Source organism: Rugosimonospora acidiphila (assembly GCF_039543385.1).
Lineage (GTDB): Bacteria > Actinomycetota > Actinomycetes > Mycobacteriales > Micromonosporaceae > Rugosimonospora > Rugosimonospora acidiphila.
On sequence record NZ_BAABJQ010000004.1, the window covers coordinates 470,717 to 493,161 of the forward strand.

At 68.6% G+C, this 22,445-nt stretch carries 25 protein-coding genes and 1 tRNA gene; 8 read left to right on the forward strand and 18 right to left on the reverse strand.

What is annotated here, in order from left to right:
* Positions 1-21: 21 nt before the first annotated feature.
* The 6 genes from ABEA87_RS09830 to argS form a co-directional block, all read right to left on the reverse strand.
* Positions 22-225: a type II toxin-antitoxin system antitoxin gene (locus ABEA87_RS09830; protein WP_345628093.1), complete on the reverse strand. Its 204-nt coding sequence runs from the start codon at positions 223-225 to the stop codon at positions 22-24.
* A gap of 7 nt (positions 226-232) precedes the next feature.
* Positions 233-1,045 carry an SPFH domain-containing protein gene (locus ABEA87_RS09835; protein ID WP_345628095.1) on the reverse strand — a complete coding sequence of 271 codons (813 nt, stop codon included), beginning with the start codon at positions 1,043-1,045 and terminating at the stop codon, positions 233-235.
* Between the two features lie 145 nt (positions 1,046-1,190).
* On the reverse strand, positions 1,191-2,240 hold the full coding sequence (gene thrC, locus ABEA87_RS09840) for a threonine synthase (protein ID WP_345628097.1): 1,050 nt from the start codon (positions 2,238-2,240) through the stop codon (positions 1,191-1,193).
* 49 nt (positions 2,241-2,289) lie between these two features.
* Positions 2,290-3,567, reverse strand: coding sequence for a homoserine dehydrogenase (locus ABEA87_RS09845; RefSeq protein ID WP_345628226.1), 1,278 nt, complete (start codon positions 3,565-3,567; stop codon positions 2,290-2,292).
* A 34-nt stretch (positions 3,568-3,601) separates the two neighbouring features.
* Complete coding sequence (gene lysA, locus ABEA87_RS09850) at positions 3,602-4,987, reverse strand: diaminopimelate decarboxylase (RefSeq protein WP_345628099.1); 1,386 nt, start codon at positions 4,985-4,987, stop codon at positions 3,602-3,604.
* A 4-nt stretch (positions 4,988-4,991) separates the two neighbouring features.
* Entirely contained in the window at positions 4,992-6,650 is a 1,659-nt protein-coding gene (gene argS, locus ABEA87_RS09855) for an arginine--tRNA ligase (RefSeq protein WP_345628101.1), read from the reverse strand.
* A gap of 123 nt (positions 6,651-6,773) precedes the next feature.
* Here argS and ABEA87_RS09860 point away from each other — a divergent pair, with 123 nt between their 5' ends.
* From ABEA87_RS09860 to ABEA87_RS09870, 3 genes are all read left to right on the forward strand, one after another.
* Positions 6,774-7,766, forward strand: coding sequence for a DUF3105 domain-containing protein (locus tag ABEA87_RS09860; RefSeq protein ID WP_345628103.1), 993 nt, complete (start codon positions 6,774-6,776; stop codon positions 7,764-7,766).
* A 4-nt stretch (positions 7,767-7,770) separates the two neighbouring features.
* A complete protein-coding gene (locus ABEA87_RS09865; protein WP_345628105.1) occupies positions 7,771-8,406 on the forward strand; it encodes a DUF305 domain-containing protein in 636 nt (211 codons plus the stop codon).
* 77 nt (positions 8,407-8,483) lie between these two features.
* Positions 8,484-8,555 (forward strand) — tRNA-Arg (locus tag ABEA87_RS09870).
* Between the two features lie 277 nt (positions 8,556-8,832).
* Here ABEA87_RS09870 and ABEA87_RS09875 read toward each other — a convergent pair.
* Positions 8,833-9,291, reverse strand: a complete 459-nt coding sequence (locus tag ABEA87_RS09875; RefSeq protein ID WP_345628107.1) for a MarR family winged helix-turn-helix transcriptional regulator — start codon at positions 9,289-9,291, stop codon at positions 8,833-8,835.
* 96 nt (positions 9,292-9,387) lie between these two features.
* Between ABEA87_RS09875 and ABEA87_RS09880 the strand changes: the two genes are divergently transcribed.
* Entirely contained in the window at positions 9,388-9,978 is a 591-nt protein-coding gene (locus ABEA87_RS09880) for a cysteine hydrolase family protein (protein ID WP_345628109.1), read from the forward strand.
* Between the two features lie 14 nt (positions 9,979-9,992).
* Positions 9,993-11,204: an MFS transporter gene (locus ABEA87_RS09885; RefSeq protein WP_345628111.1), complete on the forward strand. Its 1,212-nt coding sequence runs from the start codon at positions 9,993-9,995 to the stop codon at positions 11,202-11,204.
* Between the two features lie 303 nt (positions 11,205-11,507).
* Here the strand turns inward: ABEA87_RS09885 and ABEA87_RS09890 are convergent, their stop codons facing one another.
* From ABEA87_RS09890 to ABEA87_RS09900, 3 genes are all read right to left on the reverse strand, one after another.
* Positions 11,508-12,167: a VC0807 family protein gene (locus ABEA87_RS09890; protein ID WP_345628113.1), complete on the reverse strand. Its 660-nt coding sequence runs from the start codon at positions 12,165-12,167 to the stop codon at positions 11,508-11,510.
* A complete protein-coding gene (locus ABEA87_RS09895; RefSeq protein ID WP_345628115.1) occupies positions 12,164-12,628 on the reverse strand; it encodes a MarR family winged helix-turn-helix transcriptional regulator in 465 nt (154 codons plus the stop codon). The genes ABEA87_RS09890 and ABEA87_RS09895 overlap by 4 nt, the downstream gene beginning before the upstream one ends.
* A gap of 463 nt (positions 12,629-13,091) precedes the next feature.
* Entirely contained in the window at positions 13,092-13,946 is an 855-nt protein-coding gene (locus ABEA87_RS09900) for an SAM-dependent methyltransferase (protein WP_425570811.1), read from the reverse strand.
* Between the two features lie 152 nt (positions 13,947-14,098).
* Here ABEA87_RS09900 and ABEA87_RS09905 point away from each other — a divergent pair, with 152 nt between their 5' ends.
* A complete protein-coding gene (locus ABEA87_RS09905; RefSeq protein WP_345628120.1) occupies positions 14,099-14,788 on the forward strand; it encodes a TetR/AcrR family transcriptional regulator in 690 nt (229 codons plus the stop codon).
* Between the two features lie 87 nt (positions 14,789-14,875).
* Here ABEA87_RS09905 and ABEA87_RS09910 read toward each other — a convergent pair whose 3' ends face one another.
* Positions 14,876-15,556, reverse strand: a complete 681-nt coding sequence (locus ABEA87_RS09910) for a TetR/AcrR family transcriptional regulator (RefSeq protein ID WP_345628122.1) — start codon at positions 15,554-15,556, stop codon at positions 14,876-14,878.
* 83 nt (positions 15,557-15,639) lie between these two features.
* Here ABEA87_RS09910 and ABEA87_RS09915 point away from each other — a divergent pair, with 83 nt between their 5' ends.
* Entirely contained in the window at positions 15,640-16,749 is a 1,110-nt protein-coding gene (locus tag ABEA87_RS09915) for an FAD-dependent oxidoreductase (RefSeq protein WP_345628124.1), read from the forward strand.
* A 26-nt stretch (positions 16,750-16,775) separates the two neighbouring features.
* Here the strand turns inward: ABEA87_RS09915 and ABEA87_RS09920 are convergent, their stop codons facing one another.
* On the reverse strand, positions 16,776-17,156 hold the full coding sequence (locus ABEA87_RS09920) for a hypothetical protein (RefSeq protein WP_345628126.1): 381 nt from the start codon (positions 17,154-17,156) through the stop codon (positions 16,776-16,778).
* Positions 17,153-17,869, reverse strand: a complete 717-nt coding sequence (locus ABEA87_RS09925; protein ID WP_345628128.1) for an SDR family oxidoreductase — start codon at positions 17,867-17,869, stop codon at positions 17,153-17,155. The genes ABEA87_RS09920 and ABEA87_RS09925 overlap by 4 nt, the downstream gene beginning before the upstream one ends.
* A 102-nt stretch (positions 17,870-17,971) precedes the next feature.
* Here ABEA87_RS09925 and ABEA87_RS09930 point away from each other — a divergent pair, with 102 nt between their 5' ends.
* The gene (locus ABEA87_RS09930; RefSeq protein WP_345628129.1) at positions 17,972-18,808 is read left to right on the forward strand and encodes a helix-turn-helix transcriptional regulator; all 837 of its coding nucleotides are present in this window, start codon (positions 17,972-17,974) and stop codon (positions 18,806-18,808) included.
* 19 nt (positions 18,809-18,827) lie between these two features.
* On the opposite strand, the gene ABEA87_RS09935 is transcribed toward ABEA87_RS09930, so the two are convergent.
* The 5 genes from ABEA87_RS09935 to ABEA87_RS09955 all read right to left on the reverse strand — a co-directional run bounded on the left by ABEA87_RS09935 (position 18,828) and on the right by ABEA87_RS09955 (position 22,386).
* A complete protein-coding gene (locus ABEA87_RS09935; RefSeq protein ID WP_345628130.1) occupies positions 18,828-19,826 on the reverse strand; it encodes a hypothetical protein in 999 nt (332 codons plus the stop codon).
* Positions 19,827-19,829: 3 nt separating this feature from the next.
* Positions 19,830-20,006, reverse strand: coding sequence for a hypothetical protein (locus tag ABEA87_RS09940; protein WP_345628131.1), 177 nt, complete (start codon positions 20,004-20,006; stop codon positions 19,830-19,832).
* Between the two features lie 120 nt (positions 20,007-20,126).
* The gene (locus ABEA87_RS09945; RefSeq protein WP_345628133.1) at positions 20,127-20,585 is read right to left on the reverse strand and encodes a hypothetical protein; all 459 of its coding nucleotides are present in this window, start codon (positions 20,583-20,585) and stop codon (positions 20,127-20,129) included.
* Positions 20,586-20,701: 116 nt separating this feature from the next.
* Positions 20,702-21,445: an ABC transporter permease gene (locus tag ABEA87_RS09950; protein WP_345628135.1), complete on the reverse strand. Its 744-nt coding sequence runs from the start codon at positions 21,443-21,445 to the stop codon at positions 20,702-20,704.
* Positions 21,445-22,386 carry an ATP-binding cassette domain-containing protein gene (locus ABEA87_RS09955; RefSeq protein WP_345628137.1) on the reverse strand — a complete coding sequence of 314 codons (942 nt, stop codon included), beginning with the start codon at positions 22,384-22,386 and terminating at the stop codon, positions 21,445-21,447. The genes ABEA87_RS09950 and ABEA87_RS09955 overlap by 1 nt, the downstream gene beginning before the upstream one ends.
* Positions 22,387-22,445 lie beyond the last annotated feature (59 nt).

A 22,445-nucleotide genomic window follows, 5' to 3' on the forward strand; every position in this document is an offset into this window, starting at 1 on the left:
CTCCCCGTGGCCCGTCCGGACTCATTCTGGATCTTGCTCGGTATCGCTTTCGGTCGGGGGCGCCGCCCGCTGGGCCCGAGGTGGGCGGCCGGCATCGCGCAGCGCCAGCCGCAGCGCGTACTCGATCTGGGCGTTGACGCTGCGCAGATCGTCGGCGGCCCACTTGGCGACCGCGTCGTACACGGCGGGATCCAGGCGCAGCAACAGCTTCTTGCGTTCAACCATGGGCGACTCAGCCGTAGAGGGTTCCGACGTTGACGATGGGCTGGACCGCCCGGTCCCCGCAGAGCACCACCATCAAATTGGCGACCATCTGTGCCTTGCGCTCCTCGTCCAGCTCCACCAGGCCCTCGTCGCGCAGCCGGTGCAGCGCGCTGTCCACCATGCCCACCGCACCCTCGACAATCTTGTATCGTGCCGCCACGATCGCGCTGGCCTGCTGGCGCGCCAGCATCGCCTGGGCGATCTCCGGCGCGTAGGCGAGATGAGTGATCCTCGATTCGAGCACCTCCACGCCGGCCAGCGCCACCCGCTCGCGCAGCTCGGCGGTCAGCTCGTCGTTGACCCGCGCCGAGTCCCGCAGGCTGGTGCGGCCGTCCTCCGTGGTGTCGTACGGGTGCGAGGTGGCCAGGTGCCGCACCGCCGTCTCGCTCTGCACCGCCACGTACGCCATGTGGTCGTCCACGGAGAACACGGCCTTGGCGGTGTCCACCACCCGCCAGACCACCACCGCGGCGATCTCCACCGGGTTACCGTCCGCGTCGGACACCTTGAGCCGGGCCGATTCGAAGTTGCGCACCCGCAGCGACAACCGGCGCTTGTTGGACAGCGGGACCGTCCAGTGCAACCCGGCGCTGTTGATGGTGCCGATGTACCGGCCGAAGAACAGGACCACGCGCGCCTGGTTCGGCGTCACGACCAGGAAGCCCGACCACAGGATCACGAACACCACGATGCCAGCGGCGATGATGCCGCCGGCCACCGACTGGTCCGAGATGGCGCCCACCACGGTCGCCACGATGACGGCGATGGGCACGAGCAGCATCGGCCATCCAGGCAGCCGAAACGCACTCCGCTCCATGACTCCTCCAATATCAGGGTGATATCACGAAGATAGCCCTGACGCTCAACAGCCGGCAAGCCCGCCCACGTAAGGGCGGTCTTGCCGGCTGAAGGAGGCTTGCCGGGGATCAGACCAGATCGAGGGTGCGGGCAGCGGCCAGCGCGTCGACGCCAATGGTGACCGGGGCCGGCGCGGTCGAGATCGCCCACTCCGGGTCCTTGAGGCCGTGCCCGGTGACCGTGCAGACCACCGTGCTGCCCGCGGGCACCTTGCCGCCCTCGGCCGCCTGCAGCAGACCGGCCACGCTCGCCGCGCTGCCCAGTTCCACGAACACGCCCACCTGGCGGGCCAGCAGCCGGTACGCGGACAGGATGGCCCGGTCGGTAACGGCGTCGATCAGGCCGCCCGAGGCGTCCCGGGCGTCCAGCGCCTTGGTCCAGGAGGCCGGGTTGCCGATCCGGATGGCGGTCGCGATGGTCGAGGGCTCGGCCACCACCTGGCCGGTCACGATCGGCGCCGCACCGCTGGCCTGGAAGCCGTACATCTTCGGGGTACGGGTGGCGTTTCCGACCTCGAAGTCCTCCTCGTACCCCATCCAGTAGGCCGAGATGTTGCCGGCGTTGCCGACCGGCAGACAGTGAATGTCGGGGGCGTCGCCGAGCGCCTCGACGATCTCGAAGGCCGCCGTCTTCTGGCCGTGCAGCCGGTCCGGGTTCACGGAGTTGACCAGGGACACCGGGTAGTCCTGGGCGAGCTTGGAGGCGAGGTTCAGGCAGTCGTCGAAGTTGCCACTCACCTGGAGCAGCCGCGCGCCGTGTACCAGCGCCTGGGCCAGCTTGCCCAGCGCGATCTTGCCCTGCGGTACCAGCACGGCGCAGGTGAGCCCGGCCCTGGCCGCGTACGCGGCGGCCGAGGCGGAGGTGTTCCCGGTGGACGCGCAGATGATCGCCTTGCTGCCGCTCTCGACCGCCCGCGACACCGCCACCGTCATGCCCCGGTCCTTGAACGAACCGGTGGGGTTGGCACCCTCCACCTTCAGGTACACCTCACAGCCGGTCCTGGCCGACAGCGCCGGCGCCGGTACCAGCGGGGTGTTGCCCTCGTGCAGGGTGATCACGGGTGTAGCGCCGGTGACCGGCAGCCGATCCCGGTACGCCTCGATCAGGCCACGCCACATCGTCTCTTCCCTCCACTACCGATGACGGTCCGCCGATGGCGGTCGGCCGTCAGGAGTCTCCCTCAACCCGCAGCACGCTGACGATCGAACGGACGATGTCCAGCGCGCGAAGTTCTTCCACGGTGGCCGCGAGGGCCGCGTCCGGGGCCACGTGAGTGACGATCACCAGCGTCGCCCCGGCGCCCCGGCCGGACTGCCGGACCGTCGCGATCGACACGTCGTGCCGCGCGAACACGCCCGCCACGGCGGCCAGCACGCCGGCCCGGTCGGCCACGTCCAGGCTCACGTGGTACCGGGTGCGCGCCTCGCCCATCGGGCGGATGCGCAGGTCGGCGTAGACCGACTCGGGCGCGGCCCGGCTGCCGGTCAGGCGGTTGCGGGCCACCGCCACCAGGTCGCCGAGCACCGCGCTCGCGGTCGGCGCGCCGCCCGCCCCCCGGCCGTAGAACATCAGCTGCCCGGCCGCGTTGGCCTCCACGAACACCGCGTTGAAGGCGTCGCCGACGCCGGCCAGCGGGTGGCTGCGCGGAATCATCGCCGGGTGCACCCGCACGCTGACCGCGTCGCCCTGGCGCTCGGCCAGGCAGAGCAGCTTGATCGTGGCGCCCATCGCCTTGGCGCTGGCCACATCGGCGGCGGTCACCTCGGTGATGCCCTCGCGGTACACGTCCTCGGCGCGTACCCGGGTGTGGAACGCCAGGGACGCCAGGATCGCCGCCTTGGCCGCGGCGTCGAAGCCCTCGACGTCGGCGGTCGGGTCGGCCTCCGCGTACCCGAGGGCGGTCGCCTCCTCCAGTGCCTCGGCGAAGCCGGCGCCTGAGGAGTCCATTGAGGACAATATGAAGTTGGTGGTGCCGTTGACGATCCCGGTCACCCGGGTGATGCGGTCGCCGTGCAGCGACTCGCGCAGCGGACGCAGCAACGGGATGGCGCCGGCCACCGCCGCCTCGAAGTAGAGGTCGGCCCCGCCCTCGGCGGCCGCGTCGTGCAGCGTGCCGCCGTCCTCGGCGAGCAGGGCCTTGTTCGCGGTCACCACGCTCTTGCCGCTGCGCAGCGCCTCGACCAGCCAGCCACGCACCGGCTCGATGCCGCCGATGACCTCGATCACCACGTCGACGTCGTCGCGCTTGACCAGCCCCAGCGCGTCGGTGGTGAACAGGTCGGCCGGTACCGGCAGCGGGCCGCGGTCGCGCCCCAGCCGGCGTACCGCTATGCCGGCCAACTCCAGCGGGGCGCCCACCCGTGCGGTCAGGTCGTCGGCCTGCTCATGCAGCAGCCGAACCACCTCGCTGCCGACCGTGCCGCAGCCGAGCAACGCGATCCTCACCATGCGAGACCCCGCCCGCGCTTGTCGCTGTCCATTACCCCACGTCCAATGCCAGTAGGTCGTCCTCGGTCTCACGCCGGACGATCACGCGGGCTTCCCCGTCGCACACCGCCACGACCGGCGGCCGCGGTATGTGGTTGTAGTTACTCGCCAGGCTGCGGCAGTACGCGCCGGTGCCGGGCACCGCGAGAAGATCTCCGGGCTGCACGTCGGCGGGCAGGAATTCATCTTTTACGATGATGTCCCCTGACTCGCAATGCTTTCCCACCACCCGGGCGAGAATCGGCGCGGCCGGGCTGATCCGGCCGGCCAGCGTGGCCGAGTAGGACGCGTCGTACAGCGCCGTACGGATGTTGTCGCTCATCCCGCCGTCGACGCTCACGTACGTGCGGATCCCGTCCACGTCCTTGACCGTGCCGACCTGGTACAGCGTGAACATGGCCGGTCCGACGATGGCCCGGCCCGGCTCGACGGACAGCCGCGGCACGGCCAGCCCGTACGAGTCGCAGTCGACCTTCACGATCCGGCGCAGCGCGTCGGCCAGCTCGGCGGCCGGGCGCGGATGGTCCTGGGTCGTGTACGCGATGCCGAAGCCGCCGCCCAGGTCCAGCTCGGGCATCTCGACGTGGTACCGGTCACGGATTTCCGCCTGCAGTCCGAGCACCCGGTGCGCGGCCAGCTCGAAGGCGTCCGTCTCGAAAATCTGCGAACCGATGTGCGAGTGCAGCCCGCGCAGATCGAGCACGTCCTCGGCGAGGATCCGGTCGATCGCCTCCCGGGCCGCCCCGCCACCCAGCGAGAACCCGAACTTCTGGTCCTCGTGCGCCGTGGCGATGTACTCGTGGGTGTGCGCCTCCACGCCGACCGTGACGCGGATCATCACCGCCGGGCGCACCCCACGCTCCCGGGCGATGGCCGTCAACCGGTCGATCTCCTGGAACGAGTCGAGCACGATCCGCCCGACCCCCGCGTTCACCGCGCGGGTCAGCTCCGCCGTGGACTTGTTGTTGCCGTGCAGGGCGATCCGCTCGCCGGGCATGCCGGCCGCCAGCGCGACGGCCAGCTCGCCGCCGGAACACACGTCCAGCAGCAGGCCCTCCTCCTTGAGGATCCGCACGACCGCCTTGCACAAAAAGGCTTTCCCGGCGTAATAGACGTCCGCGTCGCCGAAACTCTCCAGGAAATCCCGGCAACGGGCGCGGAAATCCGCCTCGTCCAGCAGGAACACCGGCGTGCCGAAATCGGCCGCCAACTCCGTCACCGGGATGCCGCCGACGGTCAGTACGCCGTCGGCGTCCCGGTGCGCGGTCCGCGGCCACAGCTGCGGCAGCAGTTCGTTGACGTCGTCCGGGCTGCGCAACCAGGCCGGCCCGCGACGGCCGACCTCGGCGTGCAGGGCCCCGGCCTCATGAGCTCGCATTTCACTACATCCGTTCCGGCGCCGAAACGCCGAGTAGACCAAGACCGTTGGCGATGACTGTGCGCGCGGCGTCGTTGAGCCAGAGCCGGGCCCGCATCTGGTCGGTCACCGGTTCGTCGCCGCGCGGCAAGATCCGGCAATTGTCGTAGAACCGGTGGTAGGAGCCGGCCAACTCCTCCAGGTACCGGGTCACCCGGTGCGGTTCACGCAGCTCGGCCGCGGTGGCCACGATGCCGGGGAAGTCGCCGAGCGACTTGAGCAGATCCAGCTCCTTCTCGTGCGAGAGCAGGGCCGGGTCGAAGTCCTCGCCGCGGCTCAGCCCGATGTCGGTGGCCATCCGGGAAACGCCCGCGGTGCGGGCCGCCACGTACTGGACGTAGTAGATCGGGTTGTCGTTCGTGCGCCGGGTCCACAGGTCCAGGTCGACGTCGATGGTCGAGTCGACCGAGTACCGGGCCAGGGCGTAGCGGGCCGCGTCCACGCCGATCGCGTCCACCAGGTCGTCCAGCGACACCACGGTGCCTGCCCGCTTGGACATCCGCACCGGCTGGCCGTCCTTGACCAGGTTGACCAGCTGGCCGATGAGGACCTCCAGGTTGCGGTCCGGGTCGTCGCCGAAGCAGGCACACATGGCGCGCAGCCGGCCGATGTAGCCGTGGTGGTCGGCGCCCAGCATGATCACGACCCGGTCGAAGCCGCGCTGGCGCTTGTCCAGGTAGTAGGCGCAGTCCGCCGCGTAGTAGGTGTAGGCGCCGTTGCTGCGCACGTAGACCCGGTCCTTGTCGTCACCGAAGTCGGTGGTGCGGATCCAGGTCGCGCCGTCGGCCTCGTACACCCGGCCCTGGGCGCGCAGCCGCTCCAGCGCCGAGGCCAGCTCACCGCGGTCGTGCAGCTCCTTCTCGTTGAAGTACCGGTCGAAGTGCACGCCGAACTCGGTCAGCTTCGACTTGACCTCGGCGAACATGAGCGCCACGCCCTCGACCCGGAAGACCTCCACCGCCTGGTCCTCGGCCAGCCCCAGCGCGTCGGGCTGCTTGCGCAGCACCTCCTGGGCGATCTCGCCGATGTACTCACCGTGGTAGCCGTCCTCCGGTACCGGCAGGCCCTTGGCCGTCGCGTACAGCGAGAGGGCGAACCGGTCGATCTGCGAGCCGGCGTCGTTGAAGTAGTACTCCGTGCCGACCTCGGCACCGACCGCCTTCAGCAGCCGGGCCAGCGCGTCGCCGACCGCGGCCCAGCGCACCCCGCCGATGTGGATCGGCCCGGTCGGGTTGACCGAGACGAACTCGAGGTTGATCTTGTTCCCGCGCAGCAGCGTGCCGCGCCCGTACTCCGCCCCGGCCTCGACCACCAGGCGAGCCAGCGCGCCCGTGGCGGCCGGGTCGAGCCGGATGTTGAGGAAGCCCGGCCCAGCGATCTCGGCGCCAGCGATCCCGGTAATTTGTGCCAGATTGTCGGCAATCGCCTGAGCCAGCTCGCGCGGCGGCAGCCCCACCTTCTTGCCCACCTGCAGGGCGAGGTTGGTCGCGTAGTCGCCATGCTCGGGGTTGCGGGGCCGCTCCACGGTGGCCGTGGGAGGCAGAGGGGCCGGGTCCAGGCCACGGTCCGTTACCGCCGCCCTCGCGGCGGCGATAACGACTTCGGAGAGCTGCTCGGGAGTCACCCGATCAATGCTAGCCGGGGTAGACTGCTGGACTTGGCGGCGACCCGACGTGCCGGTCACAATGCGGGACGCAACCCAAAGTGGGACCACTCCCCTGACCTGTTTCGACCTCGGTGAGGCCCGATGAGCATCAGCACTCCACAGGCGGGTGGCAACCGCCGGCCGTCGTCCAAGCCCGCAGCCGGGGGCAAGCCAGCCCCCGACGCCTCCGGCGACAAGCCGAAGGCCGACGCGGCGGACGCCCGCACTCCGACCGACAAGCCGGCCCGGCCCGCGAAGGCCGCGAGGTCCGGTGCGACCAGCGGATCTTCGCCGCGGGCGCGCACCACGGCCGCCGAGCGGTCGGCCGGCGGGCGCGCAACGGGCGGCCGGTCCGGCGGCGGCAACCGCCCACCAACGGCGGGCCGGGGCGGGGGCGGCGGACGGCCCCCGATCACCCCCGTCAAGATCAACCAGGGTCGCCACTGGGGCCCGGTCGCCCTGATCAGCTCCGTCAGCCTGGTGGCCGCCGCCATTGTGGTCTTCGCGGTGTACGAGGTGCACCAGAACGGCCGCGGCTGGCAGTCGAAGGCGGACGCGATCCAGGGGATCGTGGACTACCGCAAGACGGAGACGGACCTACTCAAGCCCGCCCAGCACGCCTACGGCAAGATCAACTATCCGCAGAGCCCACCGGTCGGCGGCACGCACAACTACAACTGGGAACGGTGCCAGGGCGACGTCTACCCCGACCAGATCCCGAACGAGAACGCCGTCCACGCGCTCGAACACGGCGCCGTGTGGGTCACGTACAACCCCAGCCTGCCCAAGGACGAAGTCGACCAGCTGGCCAGCAAGGTGCGCGGCAACGACTTCATGCTGATGAGCCCCTACCCCGGGCTGGACAAGCCGATCTCCCTGCAGGCATGGGGCTTCCAGCTGAAGTTGGACCACGCCAACGACCCGCGGATCGACCAGTTCATCAAGGACCTGCGGGTCAACGCCACCATGGAGCCAGGGGTCACCTGCGGCCAGGACTCGGGCAGCTACGTGACCAAGACCGGTCCCGACCCGGCAAACCTCGGACAGAGCGGGGCACCAGCACCCGCGGGCATGCCGTCCGTCGCGGGTTCCTGACCCGATGTTCGGCCTGTTCGCAACACCCCGCCGGCGCGCGCTGACGATCGGCACGGTGGTGGCGGTGCTCGCCCTCGTGATCGGGTTCGGTGCGGGCTGGCTGGCGCCGTCGCTGCGTACGCCGGGCGACAACTCGCCGGAGGCGGGCTTCGCCCGAGACATGTCGACGCACCACGCCCAGGCGGTCTCGATGGCCATGACCGCGTACCCGAAGGCGACAATGCCGGAGGTGCGCCAGATGGCCTACGACATCGCGCTGAGCCAGCAGAACCAGATCGGCGTGATGCAGACCTGGCTGAGGGACTGGAATCTGGAGCCAACAGGCTCGCAGCCGAAAATGGCCTGGATGCCCGGCGGCACGCAGGAGCTGACCCCGGACGGATTGATGCCGGGCATGGCAACCGACGCGCAGCTCCAACAGCTCAGCTCGGCCACGGGCAAGCAGGTGGACATCCTGTTCTGCCAGCTGATGCTGCGACACCACCTGGGCGGCATTCACATGATTGACGCTCTGCTGCAACTGAGCCACAACCAGCAGGTCCGGGATCTGGCTCAGACGATGAAGACCAACCAGCAGGCCGAGGTGGACCAGATGCAGACTCTGCTCACGCAGCTGGGCGCAGAGCCGCTGAGCTCGTAGGCTTGGCCGGTGCCGCGCTGGGTGTGACCCATTGCGCGGCACCGGCCGGAAGCCTGCTACAGTTCTTAGGTCGCTGAGCCCCCGTAGCTCAGGGGATAGAGCACCGCCCTCCGGAGGCGGGGGCGTAGGTTCGAATCCTACCGGGGGCACCTCACAGATCTACAATATCGGCATGTGGTCAATCGACTGCTCGTCGTCACGGCGGTCTTTCAGATCAGCTGAGGCTTCCATCGGACGTCGGCCCCATGAGGTCGTCCAGGCCGACGCCCGATTCATCGTTAAATGTCTGCGAGCTGGAGCCCGGTCAGCTCGTGGCCGTGGCCACGGCGCCCGCAAGCATTAACTGGCGGGCTTCGAATGTCGGGAACCGCCCGGCCCGGACGAAGTCGAGGCTGCCAAATGCCACGGTTTGGGGTCTGGTAGCGGTCACGAATCCTGTTGCTTGGTCGCTGTTCGGGTCAGGTAGTCCTGCGACGCATCGGTGACCCGGGTGAGCAGGCTGCTCAGCGTGGCCAACTCCGTCTTGGACAGGCCGTCGGAGAGTACGGCGTCAAGGTCGGCCACCTGCTGGTCGGCTCGGGCAAAAATCTCCGTGCCGCGACGGGTCGGATGGATTTCGATCAGTGTGCGGTGAACGGAGTGTGACCGGCGCTCGACGAGGCCGGCGGCCTCCAGCCGGGCGATGCTGGCGGTGATTGTCTGCGGCGTGATGGCGCAGCGCCGAGCCAGTTCCGCGCCGGTGATACCGGGCGCCTCGATGAGGACGGCCAGGATCGTCTGCTGGGCCGGCGTGATGCCCGTGTCGCGCAGCGCGACCTCCTTGGCCGCCTGCGACGCCTGCTCGGCGCGCTTGATGTACGCGAGTAGCCGCTGCGAGTAGTGCACCCTTCCAGTCTATGAGATGAAAACTGGCGCGAACACGTACTCGTGTGCTGTCATCTATCAGCTATCGAATACTGATTAGCTAGCTGAGGAGATGCTGTGTGCCGCGCACTCTTGGTACTGGACATGATCAACGATGTCGTCGCAACGGAGGGAGCGTTCGCGCCGGCGGGGTTTCCCGAACAGGTGGCCCGGCGGGACGTCCTGCCCCACACGGCCGCCGCGGTGGCCGCCGCCCGACAGGCCGGCGACCTGGTGGTGTGGGTGGCGGTCGGGTTCCGTCCGGGGTACCTGGACTGGCCGGCCGGCTCGCCGCTGTTCGCCGGCCTACCGGCCACAGGTGGGCTGGCCAGAGGCGGCTGGGGCACCCGCATCCATTCCGCCTTGGAGGTGCGACCCGAGGAGCCGGTGATCGTGAAATCGCGGGTGAGCCCGTTCCACGGCACCGAACTGGAGCAACTGCTGCGGACCGCGGGCGTGGAGGAGGTCCTGCTGGCCGGGGTCTCCACTGACCATGTCGTACTCGCTGCGGCTCGAGATGCCCATGACCGGGACTTCACCGTTCGGGTGCTGGCCGACTGCTGCGGCTCGTCGACAGCCGAACTGCACGAGGCCGCCGTGTCGATCATGGCCTCAATTGCCGAGGTAACCACGGCGTCGGCCGCATACTCGATGGCGCAGGCCGGATGAGCACGGCGGGCACTGTGAGCGCAGTAGATCCGGTCGCCTCGACGCGCCGGTGGGTGGTGCTGTGCGCCGGCGTGCTGGCCCAGGCCGCCACCAGCATGTTCCAGTTCGGCGTGCCGTACCTGGTGCCCGAGCTTCGCAGCGCGGTGGGCGGGTCGCTGTCCGGCGTGGGGCTGCTGGTCGCCTGTCCCAGCATCGGCCTGGTACTGACGCTGATCGCCTGGGGTGCGGTCGCCGACCGGTACGGTGAACGCCTCGCGATGACCGCCGGACTACTCGGCGCCGGCGCGATCCTGGGCGTGGCGGGTCTCTCGCACAGCACCGTCCTGTTGGGACTGTCGCTGGTGTTGGCGGGGGCGGCGGGCGCCTCGGTCAACGCGGCCAGCGGGCGGGCGCTCATGGGCTGGTTCGCCGCCCACGAACGGGGACTAGCGATGGGGGTACGGCAGACGGCGCAGCCCGTTGGCGTCGGCGCCGCCGCCCTGGTACTGCCGGCAGCCGCGCAGTCCTGGGGGTATCGAGGAGCGTTGTGGGTGCCGGCCGTGATCTGCATTGTCGTCGGCGTGGCCGTGGCGCTCGCCATACAGGACCCACCGCGACCGGCCGGCGCGACCCGCGCACGCGCCGCCTCGCCGTACCGCCGTCCTGATCTCTGGCGAGTGCACGGCGCCAGCGCCCTGCTGATCGTGCCGCAGTTCACCGTCTCCGCGTTCGCGTTCGTGTACCTGGTCAGCGTCCGGCATTGGCCGTCGGGGCACGCCGGGCAACTGCTGGCCGGCGCCCAGGTCGTGGGTGCGACAGCCCGCCTGCTGGCTGGCAGATGGTCCGATCGAGTCGCCGACCGGCTCGGCCCGATGCGTACCCTCACCGTGGTCAACGCCGTCACGGTCGGGCTGTTAGCGGCCACGGTGGCGGCCTCCGCCCAGACCGCGCCCCTGTTCCTGGTCGCGGCAGCCGCCATCACGGTCGGCGGCAACGGTCTGGCCTTCACCGCTGTCGCCGAACTCGCCGGTCGAGACTGGTCCGGCCGCGCACTCGGTGCCCAGAACACCGCACAGAACATCGTCGCGGCAGCCACTCCACCGCTTGTCGGCCTGCTCATCTCAGCGACCGGCTACGGCAGCGGCTTCCTCCTCGCGGCGGTGTTCGCCGCCGCCGCGACCACAGTGGTACCGCCCTCCGCCGGCCGGATCACCTGGGGCCTGCGCACCCGCGTCGACACGGCCTGAACCCTCAGCGGCGTCATGGCCTCGACCTGCACCGAGGCCATGACAGTTCCGCGGTTGCACAGGCTCGAATCACAACCCACTTGCCAGCCTCTCCAGCCTCGGAGGCTGATAACGTCTGCGCGCGGGCAGCCAAAGTTTGGCGGAAGGCCTCGGACCGGCGGCCGCAGGCCACTCGGCCGAGCCCCGGACAACGAAGTCGGCAACCGCCCAGGCAGCGTTCGGCGCTCGGGTAGTCCCGATTCCTTCCCGCCGAGGCCGGTTCCTGCAGCCCGGTCGGTGCGGTTTCGCATCGACCGGGTCAGCTCAGCCTTCGCGAGCCGCGCGGCGCGGCAGGTAGAGGCGAGTCCATCCGATGAGCAACGCGAACGTTGCGATCAGGATCACTGTGGATGCCGCCGCGCCCGTGCTGACCGGGACGATGCTGATCACAACGAGACGCACAATTGCTTCGCCCAGCAGCCCGGCGCCCCACACAGCCGTCATCAGACGCTGCCGGGAACGAAACTTAGCGGAATCGTCCCAACGCGCGTCCATTGCAGCCGCCTTCGCGGGGTCGCCTCCGCTGAGCATCTGGCGGATCATCAGATACATGACCGGGCGGGCGGCCAGCAGGGATGCGAGGAATGCGATGCCGACTCCGCCGGTGATGACGGAGTCTTTGGCCAGTGCGAAACGGGCGTTGCCGGTCAGGTACGACGCCGCGATACCGAGGACGAACGTGATCAGGACGACGAGGCCAAGCGTCTCGACGCGGCGCCTGCGGATCAGCCCGGCGATAACGAATACCGCGTTGACAGCGCCACCTGCTGCGAGAGCCGAGACGTTGGAGACGCCTTGGTGGTGTACGACGTAGTACACGGCGTACGGCAGGATGACGTCGCGGATGAGGACGGGTCCCACGGACTTGAGGGCGCCTCCCAGGCCCGAGGGGGCTGGGGTGGAGACCACATCGTTCTCGGTCACTGGTGCGGCTTCCCTTCGGTTTGAGTCTGCGGTGTCGCCCGCGCATCGAGCGCCGCCACCAGCCGACTCAACCCTGCCGCGAGAGCGCGGACTTCGTCTGTTGTCCAGTCCGGGATCGAATCGGCGAAGGCGTCTACGCCCTGCTCGTAGAGCTGCCACAGTTCGGCGAGACCGGCCGGGGTGACCTCGATGAGGCTGGCCCGCCCGTCGGCAGGATCCGGCTTTATGGCGACCTTGCCTGTCTGTGCCAGAGCTTGCACATGTCTCGTCACCGACGACGGGTGAACGCTGAGCTCGTCCGCGATCTCAGTAGGCCGCATGCCCTTGCCGGCGGTGGCGGCAACCCGAAGAACGCCTAGCGCAGTCCTGTCGATCGCGTTGGTTCGGGCGCGATTCATCCGGTCGGTCAACTCCATGACCGCGACAGCGAGCGCGCCGACATCTTCGCGATTTACTTGCACGGCGCAAAGATTACACGACTCTTTGCACTGCGCAAGTACTTTGGTCCGGTGCAGGACGGGGCCGGCTCCCGATCGGACTCATGCGGCAATGAACCCGACCGCCAGCGCGACGCTAACCACAAGGACGGCGCGGCGTCGGGATAGACGTCCGGGGAACCAGCGCGACGACATCCTCCGGGGCCGCGTCGTCCGAGGCCGCGTCGTCCGAGGCCGCGTCCTCACAGCGCGGTCGCTCACGCCGTCAAGGACGGCGTCAGCCCCGTGCTGATGAGGTTGCCCGGGCACACGTCGGTGCGGCGCCTCATGAAGTACGCCCGCCCGTTGACGAGGCCCTCTGCCGATAGCGTGCCGAGACCGGCCCCGCAGCCCGCAGCCACCGATGACGAGACAGTACGGGATTGGGGTCGGACCGACTTCTTCGATGATCCCGCCTGCGTCGTCGGTCGTCATGCCGGAGTAGCTGCTAATTCGTCGTCTTGTCGAGGGTGCCGCTGACGTAGAGCAGGTCGCTCATGCGCAAGTCGTCGTCCTTGAGGGGTGATAGGTCGTTGGCGACGATCAGATCCCGGGTGCTGATTGCGTTCAGCGCCCAGCCGTGGTCGGCCAGGTAGGGAGCAGCTTCGTTGCGCTCACCGAAATATCGCAGCCTCGTCATGTCGGTATCGAAACCATGCGCACGCCAGCGTTCGGAGATGCCGTCCAGGCCTTTCTTGGTCTTCTCCTCTTCGCCCGGTCGCGGGTTGGGCCTGCTCTCGGTGGCCACCCGGCTTCCCGGCGCGCTGAGTTCGGTGATGGTGTCCAGCAACCGGTCTTGCGCCTCGGGGGGCAGGTAACCCAGCAGGCCCTCGGCGCTCCACGCGCTCGGCAGCGCCGGGTCGAACCCGGCGGTACGCAGTGCGGCGGGCCAATCGTCGCGCAGATCGACCGCGGCGACTCTCCGCTCGGCGGTGGGCGCAGCACCCAACCCGGCCAGTGTACGAGTCTTGAACTCGATGACCTGCGGCTGGTCGATTTCATACACCACGGTCCCGCTTGGCCAAGCCAATCGGTACGCACGCGAATCCAACCCCGAAGCCAGGATCACGACCTGCGTGATCCCCGCGCTCGTCGCGTTGAGGAAGAAATCGTCGTAGAACTTGGTACGCACCTTGGCTCCGTCGATCGCTACCTGTTCGACCAAGCCGTCGGGGGGCAGTTCACCGGTCGCCAACCGGGTGAGGAGATCGATGCCGACCGCCTGGACGAGCAGTGCGGCGAACGGGTCGTCGATGAGCGGGCGATCCGTGCGGGTCGCTATCGCCCGGGTCATCGCGGCCATGGTCGCGGTCGCGCCGACACTGGACGCCAGGTCCCAGTCGTCTCCCTCGTACCTGGTCGAAGTCACGTTCCGCCCGAACCTTCCTTGGACTTGGGTTGTCTGTTCAGCGGACCGTATCGGACGCTCCCGCCCGTTCGACTAAGGTGAGAGTGGTGACCGCTCGTTTGCCTCACAACCGGCGTTCCGACGCCCGGGACAACCACGGTCGCATCCTTGACGCGGCCCGCGCGGTGTTCATCACCGATGGCCTGGACGTACCGATCCGGGAGATCGCCCGACGTGCCGAGGTTGGGCCCGCGACCGTCTACCGCCATTTCCCGACCAAGGAAATGCTGGTCGCCGAGGCGTTCACAGAGCAGGTGCTCGCATGGCGGTCCGCAATGGACGAAGGGCTCCACGACCCCGATCCCTGGCGCGGTTTTTGCCTCGCGGTCGAGAAGCTCTGTGAGCTGCAAGCACGCGACCATGGCTTCACCGCGGCCTTCAAGTCCACCTTCCCGCGCGCGATCGACTTCGCCGCGATGCGCAATTCCTCGCTGGCCTCCGCGGCCGAACTGATCCGCCGGGTCAAGGACACCGGCCGCCTGCGCCCCGACGTAGTCCTGGACGACCTGATCCTCATGATTCAGGCCAACAACGGCATCCAAGCGAGCACACCGGCGGCACGAATCGCGGCCGCCCGGCGTTTCGCCGCACTCATGATCCAAGCATTTCAAGCCTCACCCGTGTCCTCACCGCTGCCGCCAGTGCCGCAACTGACGCCTGCGATACCGGGACAGGCCCACAACTCGGAGAACGTATACCGGAGCACCTACCAGCGGCACCAGAACGGGCGCCCATAAGTCGTGCGGGCCGGCTGCCGACGGGGCTCTGCAGGCCAATCGTCCCTGCGCTGTTCATGGCTACGGTCGTCTGATCCTTCGTCCGCGTCAGCTCGACATGCGGGCTTCGATGCCGTCGAGGAGGAAGTCGAGGCCGATCCGGAAGTTCTCGTCGGCGCTTAAATGGGGGCCGTCGCGTACGACCGTGGCCAGCGCGGGGAATCGCCCTGTTGCGAAGGTCCGTTCCAGATACGGCCCGTAGACCCGCTGAAACTGCTTGATGTCAATCCCGCTGGCCCGCTCGGCGCGTCGCTCCGTGATCTCCCGGCGCACCGCGCCGACCACGTAGGCGTTGACCGCGGCGACCGCCGGCACGACGGTGTCTAGGTCGACGCCGCCCATGGCGGCCAGCACGGCATCCCCGGTGGCCAGCGTGTTCGGCCCGAGCTGGGGCCGCCCACCGAGCAGGTCGGCGAGCCATTCGTGCTGCCGGGCCGCCTGCCGGGTGGCTTCGGCAAGAGAGCGCAGCACCTGTCGCCAACCGTCTCCGGCCGGCCGGATCTCCGCGTAGACCGCATCGACCATCAGGTCGAGCAGCTCCTCCTTGGTCTCGATGTAGCCGTACAGCCGCATCGGTCCGACGTCCAGCGCCGCGGCGACCTTGCGTAGCGACACGGCGTCCAAGCCATCCGCGTCGGCCAGCTGGATCGCCGCCCGGACGAGCCGCTCCCGGCTCAGCGGGGCCGGCACCGGTCGATCCGGCGGCTCCGGCCGCTCCCACACCACCATGGCGCCGACCATACCGCGCTCAAGTGCTACGGTAGCCATATCCAATACGCTGTATCGAGCAATACGACGCATCGGAGCCAACTATGACCATTGCCATCGTCGGGGCCGGCCTGGGCGGCTTGGCCCTTGCCCGGGTGCTGCACGTGAACGGCATCGACGCCGTCGTGTACGAACGCGAATCCTCGCGCGACGCACGCGGCCAGGGCGGCATGCTCGACATCCACTCCGGCCAGCGGGCGCTGCGCGAGGCCGGTCTGATCGATGAGTTCTACGCGATCGCCCGTGGCGAAGGCCAGGACATGCGTCTTCTCGAGCCGGACGGCACCCTGCTGCTCCAGGAGGACACGCCCGACGACGCCCCGCTCCTGCGACCCGAGGTCGACCGCGCCGATCTGCGTAACCTGCTGCTGAATTCCCTTCCCCAAGACGCGGTGCGCTGGGGGCATGCGTTCACGTCCGCCGACAACGGCCTGCTGCACTTCGCCGATGGCAGCAGTGCGGCGTATGACCTGCTGGTCGGCGCGGACGGCGCGGCCTCCCGGGTCCGCGCGCTGCTCACCGACGCCCGCCCGGTGCACATTGGCAAGAACGTCGTCGAGATCGGCATTCCCGACATCGACCGCACGCACCCCGACCTTGCGGCGATGGTCGGGCGCGGCACGTACTGGGTGCTCGGCAACGGAATATCCCTGGCGGCGCAGCGCAACGGCGACGGCCGCGTTCGGATCGGCGTCAGCTTCTACAACACCGCCGAGGACTGGTTCGCTACCAGCGGGATCCCGTTCGACGACCCGTCCGCCGCCCGGGCGCGGCTGATCGACCTGCTTGCCGGCTGGGACCCACGGTTCACCGCGCTGATCGCGGCCTGCGACGATACGGTCGTGCCGCGGTCGATCACCATTCTCCCGGTCGGCCTGACCTGGCCGTCGACGCCGGGGGTCACGCTGCTCGGCGATGCCGCGCACCTGATGCCGCCGACGGGGCAGGGCGCCAACCAGGCGCTGCTCGACGGCGCCGTGCTCGGTCTAGCGCTGGCCGCGCACCCGGACGACTATCCCGCCGCCGTCAAGGAATACGAAAGCGAGATGTTCGAACGCACCAGCGCCGCCGCCCGGATGTCCGCGGACATGCATGAATTGCTGAGGTCGCCGGACGCCGCCCAGAAACTGCTCGCATTCTTCCAACCTGGCTGAGAACTGTTTGATCGACGCCTCGATCCTCAGCCGCTCGGGCGCGCCGACCGCCGCAGCGCGTCGATGGTGGTCTCCGGTGAGGTGTTGAAACAGAAGATGATGCCGGGGACGAGCTGGTTGAGCAGGTTCACCAGCCGCTCGAACAGGACAGTGTGCTCGGCAGCCATCCGCAGTCCCGCGCCAATCATCGCGACCCGTACCGGATTCGCGGCGACGCAGTCGCGGACCTGTTTCTCCGCCTCGTCCGGGTCGGCGGGGATCGCACACGACACAACATCGAAGCCCAGTTCGTGCAGTGCAGCCTCACCTGACGCGATCCGGGCCGTCAGCGTCGCCTCGTCGAGGCCTGGGTGCACACTGTAGTCGATGGCACTCGGGTGCAGCCCGAGCGACAGAATGCCGGTCACCACGCCACAGTCCCCTCCCGGTTGAAGAAGCCGCCGGTCGGGCCGTCCGGACCGATGGTAGCCAGGCGCACGATCGCGTCGGTCCCCTCGTTCACCGTCTGCAAACCCTGGTGGCCGGTGAGATCGGTCGCGGTGTAGCCCGGGTCCACGGCGTTGACCCGGATACCCCTCAGCCCGCGAGCGTACTGGTTGGTGACCATGTTCAGGGCCGCCTTGGACGCGGGGTAACCAAGCTGCGCGGGCATCATCCCGGACCAGCGCGGATTGTTCGCCACGGCGAACGATCCCATACCGCTGGAGACCATCACGATCCTGGGCCACTCCGCGGCGCGCAGCAGCGGCAGGAAGGCGTTCGTCACCCGGATCGGGCCCAACACATTCACCTCGAACACGTCCCGCAGTTCGGCTGCCCGCGTCTCGGCCGGCGGGTTCACCGGACCGCCGACACCGGCGTTGTTCACCAGCACATCCAGTCGGCCTACCTGCGTCTTCACGCTGTCCGCGGCGGCCGCGACGGACTCGTCGGAGGTCACGTCGAGTGCGATGAACCGCACCTCCAGCCCCTCCTCGGCCAAATCCTCCACGGCCGCGTTCCCGCGTCGCTCATCCCGGGATGCCAGGAACACATCCCACCCGAGGGCCGCGAGCCGGCGCACGGTCTCCCGTCCCAACCCCTTGTTCGCCCCGGTGACCAGGGCAGTCGTCGTTGCCATGGCGGTAGTCTCGGCGCCGGCGCGCGGGGCGGCCAGAGACCGGTGTCGCCTGGGACTGCCAGTACCAGTCCTCGCCACGGCAACCTCGGCAGAATGATGGTCGTGGACCGAGATGAACTGGCCGCGGTGCTGCGTACTGCGCGATCGCGTATCAAGCCCGCCGACGTCGGCCTGCCTACGGGTCTGCGCAGGCAGGTGCCCGGACTCCGCCGTGAGGAGGTCGCGCAACTCGCCGGCCTCGGCGTCGACTACGTGATCCGGCTCGAGCAGGGACGCGGCCCCAGACCATCGACACAGGTACTCAGCGCGCTGGCCAGGGCGCTGAGGCTTGACGGCGAAGACCGCGACACGCTGTTCCGGCTGGCTGGCTCCGACCCGCCGCGGGCCGGCCACGTCCCGATGCTGGTCCGGCCGAGCGTGCTGCGACTGCTGGACAGGGTGTCGGACCTGCCCGCCCTCGTACTGTCGGCCAAGTCCGACGTACTGGCCTGGAACCCGCTCGCCACCGCGCTGTTCGGCGACTTCTCCGCGCTGCCGCTCATCCAGCGTAACCTCATCCGGCAGCGGTTCATCGGCACCGGCATCGACACCATCGCGCTGTCGCCGGACTCCGACTCGGCCGCCGATTGCGTCGGCTGCCTGCGCACCGCGCAGGCCCGCTACCCCGACGACCCGGACCTCACCCGCCTCGTCAGCGACCTACGCGCCGGCAGCACGCGGTTCGACAGCCTGTGGCAGGCTGGCCGATCGGGGCGGGTACGCGCCAGCAGCGTCACGATCACACACCCGCAACTCGGACGGCTCACCCTTGACTGCGATGCCCTTCTGGTGCCAGAGGCCGATCAGAGCGTCCTGCTCTACTCGGCGGCGGCCGGCACGCCCGAGGCATCGGCGCTGGAACTGCTCCGGGTCACTGGCCTCGAACAGTTCACCGAGTGAGGGTACGAGCCGGCGGGCCTCACCCCCTGCGCCGGTACGCCTCCGCGAGCGCCGAGAACGACTCCTTCGGCTGCCACGCGGACTCGCCGATCATCTTCACCACGCCGTACGACGCGAGGTCCAGATCCTGGTGCGGATCCTCACGATGCAAGGCGTCGAATGACGCGAACGTGAACCAGAACGCGCTGTCCACGCCGACCTCGTCGAAGACGTTCAAGCATTCGTGCAGGTAACGCACCTGCTCGCTCTCGTCGCGCTGATAGTCGCCGGGGATCCGGGCGGGCGACGTCGAGGTGTCGTCCACGATGTCCCAGCCGATGCCGCCGCGATCGGCCGCCCCGACGTACGTGCAGCAGCCGAACTCGGTGACCACGACCGGCTTGTCGGTGCGCTCGACCTGGGCCCGCAATTCCTGCGCGTACGTCCCGGCGGTGTTCGCGTCGCGGTAGGCGTCGATGGCCACGATGTCGAACGGCGTCCAATCGATGAACTCCCAGGTGCCGGACGCGTACGTGATCGGGCCGTGGAACCGGGTGCGAGCCTGCGTCACCACGTCGGCGAAGAACTCGTCCAGCTGCCCGGCCGCTGAACGGACCGACCCGGCGCTACCCCGCATCAGCCCGTCGATGCGCTGGAAGACCGTGTTCCCGGGCAGGAAGCCGGCGCCGAACAGGCTGAGTTCGCAGCCAAGCACGAGCACCACCGGCGCGGTGGCGACGGTTCGGACTGCCTCGGCGCGATCGGCACAGTCGACGAAGAACGGCCGTAGCTCGTCGGTGGTCAGCTCGCACGGGAACGGCGCGAACCAGACCTCGAGGCCCTCCGCCGCAGCCAACTCGGCCGCGGCGGAGAGGCGCTCGGGGTCGCCGCCGGAGATTCGGACGGCGGCGCAGTGCAGGTCGTGCCTGATGACGTGCAGCTCGTGCCGGACGATGTCGCGGTCGAAGTGCTGGCGGGAGATTTTCCCGCCCGGGAAGAATCCGGTGTCGTAGTTGATCCCGAGACCTCGCAGTGCCATGGCTCAGCGCTCCGTCGTCGCGGTTTGGCTCTCGGCGTCGATCATCTTCTCCATCGGATCGCCGGCGACGCCGCCAGCGACGATCGCCGCGCCTCCGATCGCGCCGATCAGGATCGCGGTGGACAGCCAGACCATGGTCGTGACCGGCAGCGTCGTCGCGCCCGACGGCGCGCGCGGCACACTCGGTGAGCACGCAAGCAGATCATCGGCGGCGCGACGCTGGACGAACTGCAGGTGTGGCTGGAGACCAATGGCACGCGCATGTTCGAACTGCTGAAATCAGGCACCGAGGACGACCAACTACTGCTGCGGGCCCCCGACCACCAGGCCTTCGACGCTGGCACGCTCCACGATGTGTCCGACCTCGACCTCACCGGCCGCGATGTTCGCCTGCAACGCGTTGACGCCATCGAGGTGAACCCGACTCGACGCGATGTGCAGTTCGCAGTCGCCGAGCGGGCCGTCGGCGTGGACGCTCGAGTGCGTTGCGTACGCGACCAGGCCGGAGCCGATGGGCAGGTCGATCGCGATGTCCACCGAACCGACCTTGTCGCCTGGGACGGTCGTCTTGACCGTCAGGCGACCGCCGGAGAAGTCGACCCTGGTCTTCTCGGCCACCTTCAGGTCCCGCCGGCTCGCGCTGTCGATGGGTTCGACCCGCACGACGGTGTCGGTCCGGTCGCTGGCGCTGATCCGCACCCGGGCACCCGCGACCGACACGGTGGCGAGGATGGGCTCCGGCGTGGCGAACGTAGGCATGATGGTTCCTCTTCAGGTACTTGACGGCGAGGCCGATTCGGCCGGCGAAGTGTTCGTCTCTGCGCCCGCGCCCCTGTCCGCTGGTGGCTCGCGCACCAGCGGACTCGCGCCGGAGGTCAGGCTCGCTTCTTGAAGGTGGCGAGTGCCCACAGGTATCCGACGAGGCCGATCCCGACGCACCAGGCGATCGCCTCGATCGCGGTACCGGCGGAGGGCGTACCGGTCAGCAGCCCGCGCAGCGTCTCGATGATCGGAGTGAACGGCTGATACTCCGCGAACTGCCGCACCCCGGCCGCCATCGTGTCGGCCGGCACGATCGCGCTACTCAAGAACGGCAACATGACCAGCGGAACCGTCGCCAACCCCGCCGACTCCGGCGTCTTCGCGAACAACCCCAACGCCACCGTGAACCAGCTCGTCGCGAAACACACGAGCACGACGAACCCGACCACGGCCAACCACTCCAACCAGCCCGCCGACGGCCGGAACCCCATCAAGAGTCCAACTCCCACGATCGCCGCCACCGCGATCACACTGCGCAGCAGGCTTGCGATGACATGACCGGTCAACACCGCACCACGCGAGATATCCATCACCTTGAACCGGTTGATGATCCCCTTCGTCATATCGGAGTTCACCGCCGTGGACGTCGCGCTCAACCCGTAACTGATCGCCAACACGATCATCCCCGGCGCCGCGTAGTCGACATAGTTCACACCGACGTCGAACGCACCGCCGATCACGTATACGAACATCACCATAATCACGACCGGGAACAGCACCGAATTGAACACCGCTGTCGGGTTCCGGAACGTGTGCTTGAAATTACGACGCAACATAATCGTCGAATCGGCGCTCATCACGCGTTCACCTCCACGTCGGCACGACCGGTCAGGGCCAGAAAGACATCATCAAGATCCGGTGTGTGCACCGAGAACTCCTCCACCTCGATCGCATGCTCAGCCAGCCGGTTCAGCAGGTCCCGTACCGACTTCACGCCACCAGCGCCAGCAACCCGCAGGGTGAGGCTCTCATCGCCGCTGGTGGCATCGGGTAGCACCTTCGCTGCCGCCTCGAACTCGGCAACCCCCGCGAACCGCAGCCGAACGTGACTGCCCGCGATCTGACGCTTCAACTGTTCGGGAGAACCCTCAGCAACCAACCTGCCGTGATCCAGCACGGCGATCCGGTCAGCCAACTGGTCGGCCTCGTCCAAATACTGCGTGGTCAAAAAGACCGTGACCCCGTCGGCCACCAAGCCCCGGATAATTCCCCACATCGCGCGCCGGCTACGCGGATCCAACCCCGTGGTCGGCTCATCCAGGAAAATGATCCGCGGGCCGCCGACCAGCGTCATCGCCAGATCCAGCTTCCGGCGCATCCCCCCGGAATACGTCGACACCAACCGCTGCGCCGAGTCGACCAGATCGAACCGCTCCAGCAATCCGGCGACAATCCGCTTGCCCTCGGCGGAGCCCAGTCGCTTGAGCTCCGCCATCAACTGCAGGTTCTCCCGACCGGTCAGCAGCTCATCCACCGCCGCGAACTGACCGGTCACCCCGATCGCCGCGCGTACCGCCTTGGTCTCGGTCAGCACATCACGCCCGGCGATACGCACCGTCCCACCGTCGGGACTCGTCAACGTGGTCAACACGTTCACCGTCGTGGTCTTACCCGCCCCATTCGGGCCGAGCAATGAGAACACCGTACCCGCGCGAACATCGAGATCGATGCCGTCCAGAACGGTCCTGCCCTTGTACGCCTTCCGTAACCCCGAAACCGCAATCGCTGAACTCGTCATGCGAACAGCATCGGGACCCCGGCTGACACCCTCCGGTCACGACCCTGACACGGCCACTG

Bases quoted from the DNA above. Each gene is read 5' to 3' on its own strand.
- ABEA87_RS09945 (WP_345628133.1), bottom strand. From the start codon at position 20,585: ATGCCTACGTTCGCCACGCCGGAGCCCATCCTCGCCACCGTGTCGGTC.
- ABEA87_RS09835 (WP_345628095.1), bottom strand. From the start codon at position 1,045: ATGCTGCTCGTGCCCATCGCCGTCATCGTGGCGACCGTGGTGGGCGCC.
- ABEA87_RS09860 (WP_345628103.1), top strand. From the start codon at position 6,774: ATGAGCATCAGCACTCCACAGGCGGGTGGCAACCGCCGGCCGTCGTCC.
- ABEA87_RS09935 (WP_345628130.1), bottom strand. From the start codon at position 19,826: ATGGCACTGCGAGGTCTCGGGATCAACTACGACACCGGATTCTTCCCG.
- ABEA87_RS09900 (WP_425570811.1), bottom strand. From the start codon at position 13,946: ATGGCCGCGATGACCCGGGCGATAGCGACCCGCACGGATCGCCCGCTC.
- ABEA87_RS09910 (WP_345628122.1), bottom strand. From the start codon at position 15,556: ATGGTGGTGTGGGAGCGGCCGGAGCCGCCGGATCGACCGGTGCCGGCC.
- thrC (WP_345628097.1), bottom strand. From the start codon at position 2,240: ATGTGGCGTGGCCTGATCGAGGCGTACCGGGATCGGCTGCCGGTCACC.
- ABEA87_RS09830 (WP_345628093.1), bottom strand. From the start codon at position 225: ATGGTTGAACGCAAGAAGCTGTTGCTGCGCCTGGATCCCGCCGTGTAC.
- ABEA87_RS09955 (WP_345628137.1), bottom strand. From the start codon at position 22,386: ATGACGAGTTCAGCGATTGCGGTTTCGGGGTTACGGAAGGCGTACAAG.
- ABEA87_RS09950 (WP_345628135.1), bottom strand. From the start codon at position 21,445: ATGAGCGCCGATTCGACGATTATGTTGCGTCGTAATTTCAAGCACACG.
- ABEA87_RS09865 (WP_345628105.1), top strand. From the start codon at position 7,771: ATGTTCGGCCTGTTCGCAACACCCCGCCGGCGCGCGCTGACGATCGGC.
- ABEA87_RS09915 (WP_345628124.1), top strand. From the start codon at position 15,640: ATGACCATTGCCATCGTCGGGGCCGGCCTGGGCGGCTTGGCCCTTGCC.
- ABEA87_RS09925 (WP_345628128.1), bottom strand. From the start codon at position 17,869: ATGGCAACGACGACTGCCCTGGTCACCGGGGCGAACAAGGGGTTGGGA.
- lysA (WP_345628099.1), bottom strand. From the start codon at position 4,987: ATGCGAGCTCATGAGGCCGGGGCCCTGCACGCCGAGGTCGGCCGTCGC.